Origin of the sequence: Citrobacter sp. RHBSTW-00599, from assembly GCF_013784065.1 — a bacterium.
GTDB lineage: Bacteria > Pseudomonadota > Gammaproteobacteria > Enterobacterales > Enterobacteriaceae > Citrobacter > Citrobacter braakii.
On record NZ_CP056717.1, the window covers coordinates 2205184 to 2219571 of the forward strand.

The window sequence follows — 14388 nt, forward strand, 5'->3', positions numbered from 1 at the left end:
CATATTCTAGCACGCAGCCCCTTACTTGACACCCTCTGTAAACGGCCAGTTAAATTCGCCGATCATCGCCAGCGGGTAGCGCTGTTCGCTCTGATAGCAACGAATACTCTCCGCAACCAACGGCGAACGCAGATTTGGCGCTGAGAGAACCTCTTCTGCGCTGACCCAGCGACAGCAATCTATATCGCTGTCATGAGGTTCAGTAGCGCACATATTGGCAAGCTCGATAGAAAACAGAAAACGTAAAAAGGGCGTTTTGTCCGGCGCAATCCATTGATGCATCCGGATGAAGTGCTGCGGCTGCGCTTTGATGCCCGTCTCTTCCCACAGTTCGCGAGCGGCGGCTTGCACCAGGGTTTCATCCGCTTCCAGATGTCCTGCAGGTTGATTCCACAGGGCTTTGCCATTGATTGTTTCCTCAACGACTAAGAACTTATCTTCTGCATGCACAATGCAGGCGACCGTGACGTGCGGTTTGAACATACCTGTTCCTTATTCAGTTAGTTGCATCCCGCCATTGACCGTTGGCGAGATTTTCCAGCGTGTAATCTCCCATGGCATAGCGGATGAGGCGCAGCGTCGGGAATCCAACATGCGCTGTCATACGACGAACCTGGCGGTTACGGCCTTCATATAAAGTAACTTTCAGCCAACTGGTGGGGATATTTTTCCGTTCCCGAATAGGCGGGTTTCTCGGCCACAGCCAGGTGGGTTCCTCTACTATTTCAATACCTGCGGGTAGCGTGGGACCATCATTGAGCGTCACCCCGGTACGTAGCGCATCCAGCGCTTCTGCTGTCGGCTCGCCTTCGACCTGGACGTAATAGATTTTTCCCGTACGCTTGCCGGGTTGGGTTAACCGCGCCTGCAGCGCGCCGTCATTGGTCAGCACCAAAAGTCCTTCGCTGTCCCGGTCGAGTCGGCCCGCAGCATAGATTCCCGGCACGGGAATAAAATCTTTTAACGTGCTTCTGCCCGCCTCGTCAGTAAATTGTGGCAAAACATCGTAGGGTTTATTGAACAAAACCACGCGTTTTGGCTGGTTTTCTTTACGCTGTTTGGTGACTTGTCGTGAGCTGAATCGCTCAACCCAGTGATTTCTAAAAGAAGTTTTTTGCATGGTATTTTCAGATTATATCAATTGCCGCATTATAGCCTAAGAACGAGTGTCTTTCATGGCGACGAACATTAGGGTAGTATTGACATGCTCATTACAAAACATTAACAAAAAATTGCTCTAACGCATTCGTGCAGCAGGACGCAAACGCACATGCAGCGCGATGACAGACGAGCAGAACCAGAAGCGCTCGAAGGAGAGGTGAATGGAAAGCAAAGTAGTTGTTCCGGCGGAAGGTAAGAAGATCACCCTGCAAAACGGCAAACTCAACGTTCCTGAAAATCCGATTATCCCGTTCATTGAAGGCGACGGTATCGGCGTTGATGTAACCCCACCGATGATCAAAGTTGTCGATGCTGCTGTCGAGAAAGCCTATAAAGGCGAGCGTAAAATCTCCTGGATGGAAATCTACACCGGCGAGAAATCCACTCAGGTTTATGGCCAGGACGTCTGGCTGCCTGCTGAAACCCTTGATCTGATTCGTGAATATCGTGTTGCCATCAAAGGCCCACTGACCACCCCAGTTGGCGGCGGTATTCGCTCTCTGAACGTTGCCCTGCGTCAGGAACTTGACCTGTATGTCTGCCTGCGCCCGGTGCGTTATTACCAGGGCACGCCTAGCCCGGTTAAGCACCCTGAACTGACCGACATGGTCATCTTCCGTGAAAACTCCGAAGATATCTACGCAGGTATCGAATGGAAAGCGGACTCTGCAGATGCCGAGAAAGTGATTAAATTCCTGCGCGAAGAGATGGGCGTGAAGAAAATCCGCTTCCCGGAGCATTGCGGTATTGGTATCAAACCGTGTTCTGAAGAAGGGACTAAACGTCTGGTTCGTGCGGCGATCGAATACGCCATCGCTAACGATCGTGATTCTGTTACCCTGGTACACAAAGGTAACATCATGAAATTCACCGAAGGCGCGTTCAAAGACTGGGGTTACCAGTTAGCGCGTGAAGAATTCGGTGGTGAACTGATCGACGGCGGTCCATGGGTGAAAATCAAGAACCCGAAAACCGGTAAAGAGATCGTGGTTAAGGATGTTATCGCCGATGCGTTCCTGCAACAGATCCTGCTGCGTCCGGCTGAATATGATGTGATTGCCTGTATGAACCTTAACGGCGACTACATCTCCGATGCGCTGGCCGCACAGGTTGGTGGTATTGGTATCGCGCCGGGCGCGAACATCGGTGACGAATGTGCGCTGTTCGAAGCAACCCACGGTACTGCACCGAAGTATGCAGGTCAGGATAAAGTGAACCCAGGTTCCATTATTCTGTCCGCTGAAATGATGCTGCGCCACATGGGTTGGGTAGAAGCGGCTGACCTGATTGTTAAAGGTATGGAAGGCGCAATCAACGCCAAGACCGTAACCTATGACTTCGAACGTCTGATGGATGGCGCTAAGCTGCTGAAATGTTCTGAGTTTGGTGACGCAATCATCGAAAACATGTAATCCAGATACTGGGTTGTGTGAAAACGGGAACCGAGAGGTTCCCGTTTTTTTATGCCTGAACTCGCGGTTGCGTAATGCGTAATCCACTCACAATTGCTGCCAGCGAGGCCAGAATGCCTGCGGCTATCAGCGAGACGTGCGTTCCACTGTCGCCAAACTGGTTTAGCATCAGCGCGACTAGTGCAGCCCCGGTACTCTGACCCAGTAAGCGCGCCGTCCCCAGCATACCGCTTGCCCCACCGCTGCGTTCACGCGGCGCGGAGGTGATGATGGTGTGATTATTTGGGGACTGGAACAAGCCAAAGCCCGCGCCGCACAGAATCATCGGCCAGATGATATTAAAATCGGAGGGGGAAACGGGCAGCAGCACCAGCGAAAACAACCCGCTGGCCATCAACGCCATGCCCAGTGCGCCCAACAGCCCGGCGTGAACGCGTTCAATCAGATATCCCGCCAGCGGCGCCATCACCATGGTTGCCAGCGGCCATGGCGTCAACAGCAGGCCTGTTTCGACCTCGCTGCGTCCGAGCACCGTTTGCATAAAGAAGGGCAGGGAAACCAATGCCAGCATTTGTGCGCAGAATGAACATATCGAGGTACAAATCGAGAGTGAAAACAGTGGAATGCGTAACAGGTCAACCGGCAGTAACGGCACCTCCAGCGCGAGCTGGCGTCGGATAAAGAAAAAACCCACCACCATAAGCGCCACAAGCTCGGCACCAATCAGTTTTAGCGACTGTCCTTGTGCAAAGCCGCTGAGCGCCGTAATTAACAAGCCAAACGTTAAGGCATTCATTACCGCACTGGGCAGGTCAAAGCGTGGTTTAGTGCCGCGGGACGCATTGGCTGGCAAAAAACGCATCGCCAGCAACAGGGCAACTATTCCCAGCGGGACGTTAATCAGAAACAGCCATTTCCAGGAGGCAATAGAAAGAATTGCTGCGGCAATGGTCGGACCCGCAGCCGAGGAGACTGCGACGATAAAAGAGTTAATCCCCATCCCCCGCCCAAGCTGACGCTGGGGATAAATAAGTCGGATCAATGCCGTATTCACGCTCATTAGCGCCGCACCGCCAAAACCCTGGGCGACGCGAGCCAGCGTCAGCATGTGCAACGAATCTGACAAGGCACAAAATAGCGATGCAAGCAGGAACACGACCAGGCCACACTTATAAATGCGCCGGTAACCGAACATATCGCCTAAAAAAGAGAGGGACAGGAGCGAAACGACGATCGCGATTTGATAGGCGTTCACAATCCAGATTGAGCTGGCAGGTGAGGCCTGAAGATCGGCGGCGATAGTTGGCAGGGCCACGTTCGCTATTGCACCGTCGAGTACTGCCATAGAAATGCCAATAACAATGGTTAAAATTGCGCCATATCGCTGGGGCAATGGCAGACCATCGGCCTGAATTTTTTCCATAGAAAGTCGATATTTGTGGAATTTATGATGAGAGTAATAATTTTAGCATTGATATTCAGGTGTTAGGTCGCAGATTTGTAACTAAGTGAGCAAAGAGCGATTGCGAGGGTTGGTACGTGAAATTATAATAAAAACCGGTTCTGATTTTTATAAAACACTCGAAAGGGGTGATAAATGGCAATCGCAGATCTGGATAAGCAACCCGATTCTGTATCTTCCGTGCTGAAAGTTTTTGGCATTCTGCAGGCGCTGGGTGAAGAGCGCGAAATTGGTATTACCGAGTTGTCGCAACGCGTCATGATGTCGAAAAGCACCGTTTATCGTTTTTTGCAGACCATGAAAACGCTGGGTTATGTGGCACAGGAAGGGGAGTCTGAGAAATACTCACTGACCCTGAAATTATTCGAGCTGGGCGCGCGCGCGTTGCAAAACGTCGATCTTATCCGTAGCGCTGACATTCAGATGCGCGAACTTTCGCGCCTGACCAAAGAGACTGTACACCTCGGTGCGCTGGATGAAGACAGCATCGTCTACATTCACAAAATCGACTCTATGTACAATCTGCGCATGTATTCCCGCGTTGGTCGTCGTAATCCGCTGTACAGTACGGCTATCGGTAAAGTTCTGCTGGCATGGCGTGACCGCGATGAAGTGAAGCAGATTCTGGATGGCATTGAGTACAAACGCAGCACCGATCGTACCATTACGAATACTGATGAATTACTGGTACTCTTGGATAAAGTACGTGAGCAGGGTTACGGCGAAGATAACGAAGAACAGGAAGAAGGCCTGCGCTGCATCGGCGTACCGGTGTTTGACCGTTTCGGCGTGGTTATTGCGGGGTTGAGTATTTCATTCCCAACGCTGCGTTTCTCAGAAGAGCGTTTACACGAGTATGTGGCAATGCTGCATACGGCAGCGCGCAAGATTTCAGAACAAATGGGCTATAACGACTATCCGTTCTAATCTGACGTAATCGCGAATGTTAAAAACCCCAGGTATTTTGTACCTGGGGTTTTTTATGAACAGTCATAACGTTACCTGGCGTAAATAACGTATCGAATGTAATGTTGCATTATTAGCCGTTATCGATAATGACCGTGCTTTTCCTTAACAGGGGACAATCCGACAGGCCAATGATACCGCTACTGGTGTGGACGTACTGTGCCGTGCTGGTTCCACGGGCAGTCAGATATTGGCATTGCAGACCCAGACCGGCAGCATTCTCCTTACTTCCAATCAAAATTCCATAGCCGCTCAATAATAAACCGATCCAAACGAGAGCTAACAACACAATAGCGCGGATAATCAGACGCATTACAACCTCTTATCTTTTCTCATTATTATTAGATTAGCCTGTACACGGTATGAAACAAGTCAATCATTCCTAAAAAGATTGAATGCCTATACAGTTAACGCTGGGTTTAGGTAACGCATGATAATTTATAGACATAAGATGTGGAGTTGAAGAGTGGAGCTGGAGTGAAAAAAATTCGCTGGGTAGTGCTGATTGTTGTTGTACTGGTATGCATACTGATGTGGGCGCAGGTGTTCAACATCATGTGCGATCAGGACGTACAATTTTTCAGCGGTATTTGTGCCTTCAATAAATTTATTCCCTGGTAAGCGCATTTTCGCAACAGTTGATTACCTTCTTGTGCGGCAGTGGTAAACTACACTGTCTACATTGAGGTGGTAAAATGAACGAAGTTTTGAATTCTGGCGCGTTGAGTTTTGCGTCTTTAGCGGTATCGGTGGTGGTTCTGATTGTTGGGCTTGTTCTTTGGTTTTTTATCAATCGGGCAAGTTCGCGTACTAACGAGCAGATTGAGCTGCTTGAGGCATTGTTAGATCAGCAAAAAAGACAGAACGCTTTGTTACGTCGCCTTTGCGAAGCTAACGAACCCGAGAAAGCAGCAGAGCCTACTGCACTGCCCATTAAGGATGAAGACGATGACATCATCCGCCTGGTAGCTGAGCGGTAAAAAAGGTATGGCAGGATGAGGAACGGCTGTTGTTGTTCTCAGTTGCTTCATCCTGTCGTCAGCGCGTCAGATTATTTTCTTCTGTCCCCGTCGTGTAATTGGCGGCCGGGCAGTCATCTATTCTCAGTATTTTCAGATGCTCCGACTAATTAATATCTTATCCCCAGTCTGATATAAATATAATCTTCCATACGTAAAAAATATGATTATGTCATTTTTGTGATAACGATCGTTTTATTAACAGCGAAACGTTTCTCTTACTTTTTTTGTGCCTTGTCATCATTCTTTCATTATTTTGGTGCAAAACCAGAAGGCGGATCTCATTTTTACGCTTGTGACATTTTATGCATTACTAAGCATAAAAAATGATATCTGGCAGAACCCGTAACAGATAACCTGGAACAACTGAAACTATTGAGCTATGGTAGAAATATCCCGGCTATGGCGCAAGTCAGGCGGGGATAGGGGAGAGAGGCGAGAATATAATTCTACTCGATCTGGCGCATAACTGTGCAGTTGCTGTTTGATGGACGACGGGATTTGTGCGACCGATCGAGACACGTTTAAAAATGGCTTGCCATTATTAACGTTGTATGTGATAACACGTTTTGGGTTAAACGAGGTACAGTTCTGTTTATGTGTGGCATTTTCAGTAAAGAAGTCCTGAGTAAACACGTTGACGTTGAATACCGCTTCTCTGCCGAACCTTATATTAGTGCCTCAAGCAGTAATGTCTCAGTTTTATCTATGTTATGCCCGCGGGCGAAGAAAATACTCTAAGGAATTTTGCAAATGGCAAAGATTAAAGGTCAAGTTAAGTGGTTCAACGAGTCTAAAGGTTTTGGTTTCATTACTCCGGCTGATGGCAGCAAAGACGTGTTCGTACACTTCTCCGCTATCCAGGGTAACGGCTTCAAAACTCTGGCTGAAGGCCAGAACGTTGAGTTCGAAATTCAGGACGGCCAGAAAGGTCCGGCTGCTGTTAACGTAACAGCTATCTGATCGACACCACTGATTTGAAGCGCTTTTGCGCATCCATCTCAGATATAAAGCCTCGCTTATGCGGGGCTTTTTAATTCAAATTACGTCAAAATATTACTGAATGCCCATCCATTAGCGCTTTGTTGCAAAGGCGTGATGTTCGTAGCATAGTTTTCCCCGCTTTCTTGCGGCATTTCCCGTTAAATCAGACACCTGAAAAACTATCTTGTTGGAGATCGGGTGAAAAAGAAAAACGACGGCGATGCGCGCAATTTTACTCCCGTACGTTTTGCCCTGCTTTGCGTGGCAATATTATTGAGCCTTGGATTGCTGCTGGGGCGGGTTGCGTGGTTGCAAATTGTCACGCCGACGAATCTGGTAAAACAGGAAGACATGCGTTCCTTACGCGAGGTGTCCATCGCTTCGCCACGCGGAATGATAACCGACAGAGAAGGGCGACCGCTGGCGGTAAGCGTTCCGGTTAACGCCGTCTGGGCCGATCCGAAGACGATTATCAGCAAGGGTGGCGTTGGCTATAACGAACGTTGGCAGGCGTTAGCGAAGACGCTGCATATTTCGCTCAGCACGCTGGCTGAACGCGTTAACAGCAATCCAGCCGGGCGGTTTATCTATCTGGCGCGCCAGATCTCTCCTCAGCAGGCAGAATGGGTCGATAAACTGGATCTGCCGGGAATCAACCTGCGTGAAGAGTCCCGCCGCTTTTATCCCGCCGGACATGTTGCGGCCAATCTGATTGGTTTCACCAACATTGACGGTCAGGGGATTGAAGGGCTGGAGAAAAGCTTCAATAGCCAGTTGATGGGCAAACCCGGCTCCCGCCTGGTACGGAAAGACAAATTTGGCCATGTCATCGAAAATATCACGGAAGTGATGCCGGTGCCTGCGCATGAATTACAGCTCAGCATTGATGAGCGCTTGCAGACGGTTACTGAAGACGCGCTGGACAATGCCGTGACATGGAATAAAGCGGAATCAGGGGCCGCAGTGCTGGTCAACATTGCCACCGGCGAAATACTCTCCATGGCAAGCTTTCCCGATTTCAATCCCAATAACCGTGATGGCGCGGTACTGGATGATTTTCGTAATCGTGCAATTAGCGATACCTTTGAACCCGGTTCAACCGTAAAACCACTGGTGATTATGACCGCTCTGCAGCAGGGGATAGTACAGCCTGACAGCGTGATTGATACTCATCCTTTTATTGTTGATGGGCATCGCATCCGCGACGTCGGATTTTACCCGGAGCTATCGCTGACCGGGATTTTGCAGAAATCGAGCGATACCGGCGTGTCACACCTTTCGCTGGCGATGCCGGTACAGAAATTACTGAATACCTATAAAAGCTTTGGCTTTGGCGATCCAACCGGACTGGGTTTAACCGGGGAAAGTCGCGGATTAATGCCTCAACGCCGCTACTGGAGCGATCTGGACCGGGCAACCTTCGCATTTGGTTATGGATTAATGGTGACGCCGCTCCAGCTGGCGCATGTATATGCCACCATCGGCAGTTTTGGTATCTATCGACCCCTTTCTATTACGCGTATCGATCCGCCGGTAATCGGTACGCGGGTGATGCCGGAGGCGTTGGTTCACCAGGTTGAACATATGATGGAAAGCGTCGCGCTACCCGGCGGCGGGGGAACCAAGGCCGCGGTCAGAGATTATCGCGTCGCGGTTAAGACCGGAACGGCAAAGAAAATTGGCGATGACGGCAAATATGTCGATAAATATGTGGCCTATACGGCGGGCGTTGCGCCAGCGAGCGACCCAAAGTTCGCGCTGGTTGTGGTTATAAATAACCCGCAAAACGGTGCTTATTATGGGGGGGCAGTCTCTGCGCCGGTATTCAGCCAGATAATGGGCGATGTCCTGCGTCTGGAAAACGTTAAGCCGGACGGTATGCCTCCTGGCTCCGATCATCTGCTGGTAATGCACGGCAGCAACGTATCCTCGCCGTCGCTGTAAGTTATTTTCCCAGGGCGCAATTCGCGTTACACTTGCGCCCTTAAGTCACCTGCCGGAGTTGTCATGTCGTTTTCCTGTCCTCTTTGCCACCAGCCTCTTACTCAAGCGAATAACAGTTTTGTCTGCCCTGGGCGGCACCAGTTTGACGTGGCGAAAGAAGGGTATGTCAACTTACTGCCGGTTCAGCACAAACGGTCGCGCGATCCGGGTGATAGCGCGGAGATGATGCAGGCGCGCCGGGCATTTCTCGATGCCGGACACTATCAGCCGCTGCGCGAAGCAATTGTGGATGCGCTCACCCAGAGGTTGAGTTCAGAAGATGCGGCGATCCTGGATATTGGCTGTGGGGAAGGGTATTACACCCATGCGTTTGCCGATGCGTTGGGGGGCTGTACAACCTTTGGTCTTGACGTTTCTAAAGTGGCGATTAAGTCAGCAGCTCGACGTTATTCGCAGGTGACCTTTTGCGTTGCCTCCAGCCATCGCCTGCCGTTTGCCGACGAGTCAATGGATGCCATCATCCGGATCTACGCGCCCTGTAAAGCGCCGGAGCTGGCTCGCGTGGTCAAACCGGGTGGCTGGGTTATTACCGCCACGCCGGGTCCGCGTCATTTAATGGAGCTGAAAGGGCTGATTTATGATGAGGTGCGTTTGCATGCGCCACACACTGAGCAACTGGACGGTTTTGTTCTGCAAGAGAGTCTTGCGCTGGGGTATCAGATGCAGCTCAAAGGTAGCGAGGCCGTTGCGTTACTGCAAATGACGCCGTTCGCCTGGCGGGCAAAGCCGGAAGTGTGGGAAACGTTAGCCGGAAAAACGACGTTTGGCTGCCAGACAGACTTTAGTATTCATATCTGGCAGCGCCTGAATTAACCGTGGAAGTGTGCCCAGAGGATCTGGGCGCCAATACCTATCAGTACCACCCCGCCCAAAATTTCAGCTCGCTTGCCCAGCATCGGGCCAATGAAACGACCGATCATCATGCCGAGCGTAGACATAATCAACGTGGCGCAGCCGATGGCCAGCGCTGTGGCAATAATGTTGACCTGCAGGAAAGCCAGACCCACCCCGACGGCCATTGCGTCGAGACTGGTTGCAATGGCGGTGGTGACCAGCAGCCAGAAGCCATGGCGGCGCTGTGGCTCTTCATCTTCATCCCCGTCGTCGCGAAAGCCTTCTATTATCATTCGTCCGCCTAAAAAGATCAGCAGAATGAAGGCGATCCAATGGTTCCACTCCAGTACAAATTTGCTGGCGAGCATACCCATGCCCCAGCCAATGAGCGGCGTAAGCGTTTCAACGGCGCCGAAAATAAGGCCGGTGCGCAGTGCTTCAGAAAATTTGGGTTTATGCAGGGTGGCGCCTTTGCCAATTGATGCAGCGAAAGCATCCATCGACATGCCGAAAGCAAGAAGAACAGTAGCGGTGAGATTCATAACAGCGTCCTGACCGGGGTATCCATAAAACACATCACTGCCCCCAGTAACCATGCATACAGGCTGGAATCACTGTAAATACAGCGCCATTCAGGTATGCATTGCAGTTGATGTGCCTATGGTCTCGCCTGACTGAACCTGTAAGATCAGTCCGTACGCGCCACGTTTTTCAACGAGTATGTTGACACGTACATTTCCGGAGTCTGGAAATCGGCTACTCCCCAACGACGGGCGCAACCTTAACATATTTTGAGAATATAAAACAAGAAACGCAGAAATAATATTTGGCCTCTAATTGAAAACGATTTTCATTTAGATTTGTTTATAAATAAAACGTTAAAATAAATAACATTATGAGCGGTGGGATATAGCCTTAGCTATGTTTATTTTTGAATGGATATATAAAAAACATAGTTCAGGCTATATTTGTAACTTACTGATTTGAAATTAAAAGTTTATATATGTTTTCGAGATCGTCTATATTCCGTACGCGAATCAGTAATCTTCGATGTTCTAATTGCATCACCAGGACACCGTCTTCAGATAAATTCATCTCTTTAATCCGGTTATATTCAATCCAGACATTGGCGAAAAAAAAGCCTTTCTGTTTGAAGATGATTTTTGGCGTACGGATCCAAAACAGATACAGTCCCATCAATACCAGTGCACATAATAACCATGTAGTAAATTGCGCGCCGTGGCTGGTGATGTTGTTGTAGATAAGAATAGCAATCAAGCCAAGGAAGATAACGCTGTCGACTCTGCTACGAGGAAGCAGGGCGACAGACAGCAGAGTAGGGCCATTACGGCGGGGCATGATGAACTGATCGTAAATGGCATACGCCAGCAGCGAAAAGATAAAAAGAACCAGCACCAGGTCCGTGATAGTCATGAATCCTCAACCCTCTAAATAGAAAAACCGGGGGCAAGCCCCCGGCGGTGTACAACAGTCTTACAGGCCGAGCAGTCCGACAGCGTAGCCCGCGATACCGATGACGAAGAAGCCAACGATGATCCACAGCGGGTTCACTTTTTTACGCAGCAGCCACATACAGGCGAAAGTTAACAGCAGAGGAACCAGACCCGGCATCAGCTGGTCAAGGATAGTCTGCACAGTGGTGACGCGAGTCTGACCATCCTGACCGGTGATGGTGGAAACCACCAGCGGGATGTTTACGTGCGTCCACTTGTTAACCAATGCCCCCATGACAAACAGGCCGAGGATTGACGCCCCCTCAGTCAGTTTCTGCAGGAAGCCGCCGCCCATATCTTTAACGATATCGATACCTTTACGGTAGCCGTATGCCACACCGTAGTAACGGGTTGCCAGACGAACCAGGTTAAACAGGATGAAGAACAGCAGTGGTCCAAGCAGACTGCCGCTCATCGCGATACCTGCGCCAAGTGCGGCGAATACCGGACGTACGGTACCCCAGAAGATCGGGTCGCCCACGCCTGCAAGCGGTCCCATCAGACCAACTTTGATACCGTTGATGGCACCATCGTCAATCTCTGCGCCGTTTGCACGCTGCTCTTCCATCGCCAGCGTAACGCCCAATACGGGGGCCGCTACGTACGGATGGGTATTAAAGAATTCCAGGTGACGCTTAATAGCCTGCTTACGTGCGTCGTTGTTTTCCGGGTACAAGCGGCGGATAGCCGGCACCATGGAGAAACAGAAACCCAGCGCCTGCATACGTTCGAAGTTCCAGGAACCCTGAAACAGGTTAGAACGAAGGAACACGCCACGAATGTCACTCGGAGTGAGTTTTTTCTCGGTGGTAGTTTTAGTCATATCAACCATTTCGCTCACCTGCTAGTCCAGTTCGTTATCGAGATCATTATTGCCAGCCGCAGCAGCAGGTGCACCGGCTACGCGGTTATATTTCGGGCTCAGCTGAATGTAGAGGATAGCCATTACTGCGCCAATCACACCCAGAGCAACCAGGTTGAAGTTAGTAAATGCCGCGGTGACGAAGCCGAGGTAGAAGAATGGCATCAGGTAGCCTGCGCGCATCATGTTGATGACCATCGCATAACCAACCACTACGATCATACCCCCTGCGATGTTCAGACCACCGGTCACAACTTCCGGAATGGCATTAAGCATGCTCTGAACTTCACTGGTACCAACAGAAATCGCCACGATTACCGCCGGGATAGCGATACGCATAGCCTGCAGGAACAGGGAGGATACGTGCAGCCAGGAGATCGCCGTCAGGTTACCGTTTTCTGCCGCCTTATCCGCTGCGTGCTGGAATGCTACGGTGATAGTACGAACGATGATGGTCAGTACCTGGCCTGCTGCTGCCAGTGGGATAGCCAGCGCGATACCTGCACCAATGCTTTGGTGACCCGCGATAACCAGAACGGTAGAGATAATTGAGGCCAATGCGGCATCAGGTGCAACCGCAGCACCGATGTTCATCCAGCCCAGGGCGATCATTTCCAGGGTACCACCGATGATGATACCGGTTTTCATATCACCGAGAACGGCACCAATCAGCGTACAGGCCACCAACGGACGGTGGAACTGAAATTCATCGAGTACCGACTCCATACCCGCGATACATGCGACGATGAACACCAGCACAATCTGAAGAGTGGTAATCTCCATTGTACTTCTCCTATTGCTATACAGACTTAAGTGTGAAAACTAAGTAAATGCCAGGGCGTTATTTCACCTTGGCAATCAAATCCATCATTTTCAGTTTCTGATCGGTAGAAACCTTACGAGCCTCGAGCTCAATACCGCGTTCGTTGAGTTTCTTGAAGGCTTCGATGTCTTTTTCATCGACAGAAATTGCGTTGTTTACCTGCGTTTTACCCTGACGGAAAGCCATACCGCCAATGTTTACAGAGGTAATTTTCACACCACCTTCAACGATACGTTCTACGTCGGTCGGGTTGGTAAACAACAGCATCACACGCTCACCTGCATATTTTGGGTTGTTGTAGACGCGGATCATTTTCGCGACATCAACCACATGCGCCGTCACACCCGGAGGTGCAACCTGGGTCAGCAGCGTTTTACGCACGGTATCGGCGGCAACTTCATCACTGACGACGATAATGCGTGTTACGTTGGTTTCTTTGGTCCAGCGAGTTGCCACCTGACCATGGATTAAGCGGTCATCAATACGCGCCAGGCCGATCTGCATATAATCGTTCGGACCCATCGGTTTGGCGGGAACTGCTGCTTTTGGCGCCGCGACTGGGGCTGGAGCGGCTTTCTCCACCGGTTTTGCTTTCAGCGCTTTCACGCCTTCGCTACCGGTTTCAACGGCCAGTGCTACTAATTCATCGAAGCTGGGGTTGTCATCACGCGCCATGAAGGTTTCAACCAGCATGGGAATGTTCACACCGGCGATGACTTCGTAATGCTCTTTATCGACGACAATGCGGCTCGCAGCGTTAAACGGGCTGCCTCCCCATGTGTCAACGAGAAACAGCACGCCTTTACTGGTATCGAGTTTTGCCAACTGAGCGTTGTACTTTTCAATCAGCGTTTCGGCATTTTCGCCTGGAACGAAATCGATCCAGCCGACGTTTTCCTGCTCGCCTAACAGCATTTCTGCTGTCTTAAGTAACTGCTCTGCAGCCCAACCATGTGTGCCTATTACAATAGCAATGGTCACTTGCTACCTCCTTTATTATCGTTAACACATCAACGTGAAGATGTATTTGAATCGTCGTCCGCAATCGAATCGATTCAGATAAGGGTTACAAAGAAAAACCTATGATTTTCGTGAATTATTTTAGATATCGAAAAAAATATTTTATGTGATGAAGATCCGTAATTTAACTTCCGATAAAAAGAAATTTCGAAGGGTAAAATATCTCCGAAACAACTTATTGCAAAGGAAGGTAAATCTTTGCTAAAAAACGGTTGTCTCTGTTATGTTTAGCATCGGTTTAATTACTCAGGAGTATAGGGCAGTAGCTCACCATATGGATCGTCACCGACGTCATTTCACTATCAGGCCGTATCAAGCCTGTCAGAT

17 protein-coding genes are annotated in these 14388 nt (G+C 50.0%); 8 read left to right on the forward strand and 9 right to left on the reverse strand.

The annotated features are described in order from the left end of the window. Window positions 1–21: 21 nt before the first annotated feature. Together HV243_RS10710 and rluE are read right to left on the reverse strand one after the other, a co-directional pair. The gene (locus tag HV243_RS10710) at window positions 22–483 is read right to left on the reverse strand and encodes an NUDIX hydrolase (RefSeq protein ID WP_053389060.1); all 462 of its coding nucleotides are present in this window, start codon (window positions 481–483) and stop codon (window positions 22–24) included. A 13-nt stretch (window positions 484–496) separates the two neighbouring features. Then, window positions 497–1120 (reverse strand): 23S rRNA pseudouridine(2457) synthase RluE, encoded by a 624-nt coding sequence (gene rluE / locus HV243_RS10715; RefSeq protein WP_053389061.1) that lies wholly within the window; start codon window positions 1118–1120, stop codon window positions 497–499. 202 nt (window positions 1121–1322) lie between these two features. Here rluE and icd point away from each other — a divergent pair, with 202 nt between their 5' ends. Continuing rightward, on the forward strand, window positions 1323–2573 hold the full coding sequence (icd, locus tag HV243_RS10720) for an NADP-dependent isocitrate dehydrogenase (protein ID WP_003030769.1): 1251 nt from the start codon (window positions 1323–1325) through the stop codon (window positions 2571–2573). A 49-nt stretch (window positions 2574–2622) separates the two neighbouring features. Here the strand turns inward: icd and HV243_RS10725 are convergent, their stop codons facing one another. After that, window positions 2623–3996 carry an MFS transporter gene (locus HV243_RS10725; protein ID WP_016153405.1) on the reverse strand — a complete coding sequence of 458 codons (1374 nt, stop codon included), beginning with the start codon at window positions 3994–3996 and terminating at the stop codon, window positions 2623–2625. A 174-nt stretch (window positions 3997–4170) separates the two neighbouring features. On the opposite strand from HV243_RS10725, the gene kdgR reads away from it, so the two are divergent. Next, window positions 4171–4962 carry a DNA-binding transcriptional regulator KdgR gene (gene kdgR / locus HV243_RS10730; RefSeq protein ID WP_003833778.1) on the forward strand — a complete coding sequence of 264 codons (792 nt, stop codon included), beginning with the start codon at window positions 4171–4173 and terminating at the stop codon, window positions 4960–4962. Between the two features lie 112 nt (window positions 4963–5074). Here the strand turns inward: kdgR and HV243_RS10735 are convergent, their stop codons facing one another. Next, entirely contained in the window at window positions 5075–5314 is a 240-nt protein-coding gene (locus HV243_RS10735; protein WP_016153403.1) for a YobH family protein, read from the reverse strand. Between the two features lie 164 nt (window positions 5315–5478). Between HV243_RS10735 and mgrB the strand changes: the two genes are divergently transcribed. The 6 genes from mgrB (at window position 5479) to rlmA (ending at window position 9821) form a co-directional block, all read left to right on the forward strand. After that, complete coding sequence (mgrB, locus tag HV243_RS10740; RefSeq protein WP_016153402.1) at window positions 5479–5622, forward strand: PhoP/PhoQ regulator MgrB; 144 nt, start codon at window positions 5479–5481, stop codon at window positions 5620–5622. A gap of 74 nt (window positions 5623–5696) precedes the next feature. Then, on the forward strand, window positions 5697–5981 hold the full coding sequence (locus HV243_RS10745) for a YebO family protein (RefSeq protein ID WP_016156797.1): 285 nt from the start codon (window positions 5697–5699) through the stop codon (window positions 5979–5981). A 636-nt stretch (window positions 5982–6617) separates the two neighbouring features. Continuing rightward, window positions 6618–6761 (forward strand): DUF2627 domain-containing protein, encoded by a 144-nt coding sequence (locus HV243_RS10750; protein WP_006684179.1) that lies wholly within the window; start codon window positions 6618–6620, stop codon window positions 6759–6761. 12 nt (window positions 6762–6773) lie between these two features. Next, window positions 6774–6983, forward strand: a complete 210-nt coding sequence (gene cspE, locus HV243_RS10755) for a transcription antiterminator/RNA stability regulator CspE (protein ID WP_001062678.1) — start codon at window positions 6774–6776, stop codon at window positions 6981–6983. Between the two features lie 219 nt (window positions 6984–7202). Beyond that, window positions 7203–8948, forward strand: coding sequence for a peptidoglycan glycosyltransferase FtsI (gene ftsI / locus HV243_RS10760; protein ID WP_016153400.1), 1746 nt, complete (start codon window positions 7203–7205; stop codon window positions 8946–8948). A gap of 63 nt (window positions 8949–9011) precedes the next feature. After that, the gene (rlmA, locus tag HV243_RS10765) at window positions 9012–9821 is read left to right on the forward strand and encodes a 23S rRNA (guanine(745)-N(1))-methyltransferase (protein ID WP_053389062.1); all 810 of its coding nucleotides are present in this window, start codon (window positions 9012–9014) and stop codon (window positions 9819–9821) included. Here rlmA and mntP read toward each other — a convergent pair. The 5 genes from mntP to manX all read right to left on the reverse strand — a co-directional run bounded on the left by mntP (window position 9818) and on the right by manX (window position 14022). Further along, a complete protein-coding gene (gene mntP / locus HV243_RS10770) occupies window positions 9818–10384 on the reverse strand; it encodes a manganese efflux pump MntP (RefSeq protein ID WP_016153398.1) in 567 nt (188 codons plus the stop codon). The two genes, rlmA and mntP, sit on opposite strands and share 4 nt — an antisense overlap. 433 nt (window positions 10385–10817) lie before the next feature. Continuing rightward, complete coding sequence (locus HV243_RS10775; protein WP_016153397.1) at window positions 10818–11276, reverse strand: DUF986 family protein; 459 nt, start codon at window positions 11274–11276, stop codon at window positions 10818–10820. Window positions 11277–11336: 60 nt separating this feature from the next. Beyond that, on the reverse strand, window positions 11337–12188 hold the full coding sequence (locus HV243_RS10780; RefSeq protein ID WP_016153396.1) for a PTS mannose transporter subunit IID: 852 nt from the start codon (window positions 12186–12188) through the stop codon (window positions 11337–11339). Between the two features lie 12 nt (window positions 12189–12200). Further along, on the reverse strand, window positions 12201–13001 hold the full coding sequence (manY, locus tag HV243_RS10785) for a PTS mannose transporter subunit IIC (RefSeq protein WP_016153395.1): 801 nt from the start codon (window positions 12999–13001) through the stop codon (window positions 12201–12203). 58 nt (window positions 13002–13059) lie between these two features. Continuing rightward, on the reverse strand, window positions 13060–14022 hold the full coding sequence (gene manX / locus HV243_RS10790) for a PTS mannose transporter subunit IIAB (protein ID WP_047416602.1): 963 nt from the start codon (window positions 14020–14022) through the stop codon (window positions 13060–13062). Window positions 14023–14388 lie beyond the last annotated feature (366 nt).

Coding starts and splice junctions, on each gene's coding strand:
- kdgR (WP_003833778.1), top strand. CDS start 4,171: ATGGCAATCGCAGATCTGGATAAGCAACCCGATTCTGTATCTTCCGTG.
- HV243_RS10710 (WP_053389060.1), bottom strand. CDS start 483: ATGTTCAAACCGCACGTCACGGTCGCCTGCATTGTGCATGCAGAAGAT.
- HV243_RS10725 (WP_016153405.1), bottom strand. CDS start 3,996: ATGGAAAAAATTCAGGCCGATGGTCTGCCATTGCCCCAGCGATATGGC.
- HV243_RS10775 (WP_016153397.1), bottom strand. CDS start 11,276: ATGACTATCACGGACCTGGTGCTGGTTCTTTTTATCTTTTCGCTGCTG.
- HV243_RS10780 (WP_016153396.1), bottom strand. CDS start 12,188: ATGGTTGATATGACTAAAACTACCACCGAGAAAAAACTCACTCCGAGT.
- HV243_RS10735 (WP_016153403.1), bottom strand. CDS start 5,314: ATGCGTCTGATTATCCGCGCTATTGTGTTGTTAGCTCTCGTTTGGATC.
- rluE (WP_053389061.1), bottom strand. CDS start 1,120: ATGCAAAAAACTTCTTTTAGAAATCACTGGGTTGAGCGATTCAGCTCA.
- icd (WP_003030769.1), top strand. CDS start 1,323: ATGGAAAGCAAAGTAGTTGTTCCGGCGGAAGGTAAGAAGATCACCCTG.
- HV243_RS10745 (WP_016156797.1), top strand. CDS start 5,697: ATGAACGAAGTTTTGAATTCTGGCGCGTTGAGTTTTGCGTCTTTAGCG.
- HV243_RS10750 (WP_006684179.1), top strand. CDS start 6,618: ATGTGTGGCATTTTCAGTAAAGAAGTCCTGAGTAAACACGTTGACGTT.
- rlmA (WP_053389062.1), top strand. CDS start 9,012: ATGTCGTTTTCCTGTCCTCTTTGCCACCAGCCTCTTACTCAAGCGAAT.
- cspE (WP_001062678.1), top strand. CDS start 6,774: ATGGCAAAGATTAAAGGTCAAGTTAAGTGGTTCAACGAGTCTAAAGGT.
- manY (WP_016153395.1), bottom strand. CDS start 13,001: ATGGAGATTACCACTCTTCAGATTGTGCTGGTGTTCATCGTCGCATGT.
- mntP (WP_016153398.1), bottom strand. CDS start 10,384: ATGAATCTCACCGCTACTGTTCTTCTTGCTTTCGGCATGTCGATGGAT.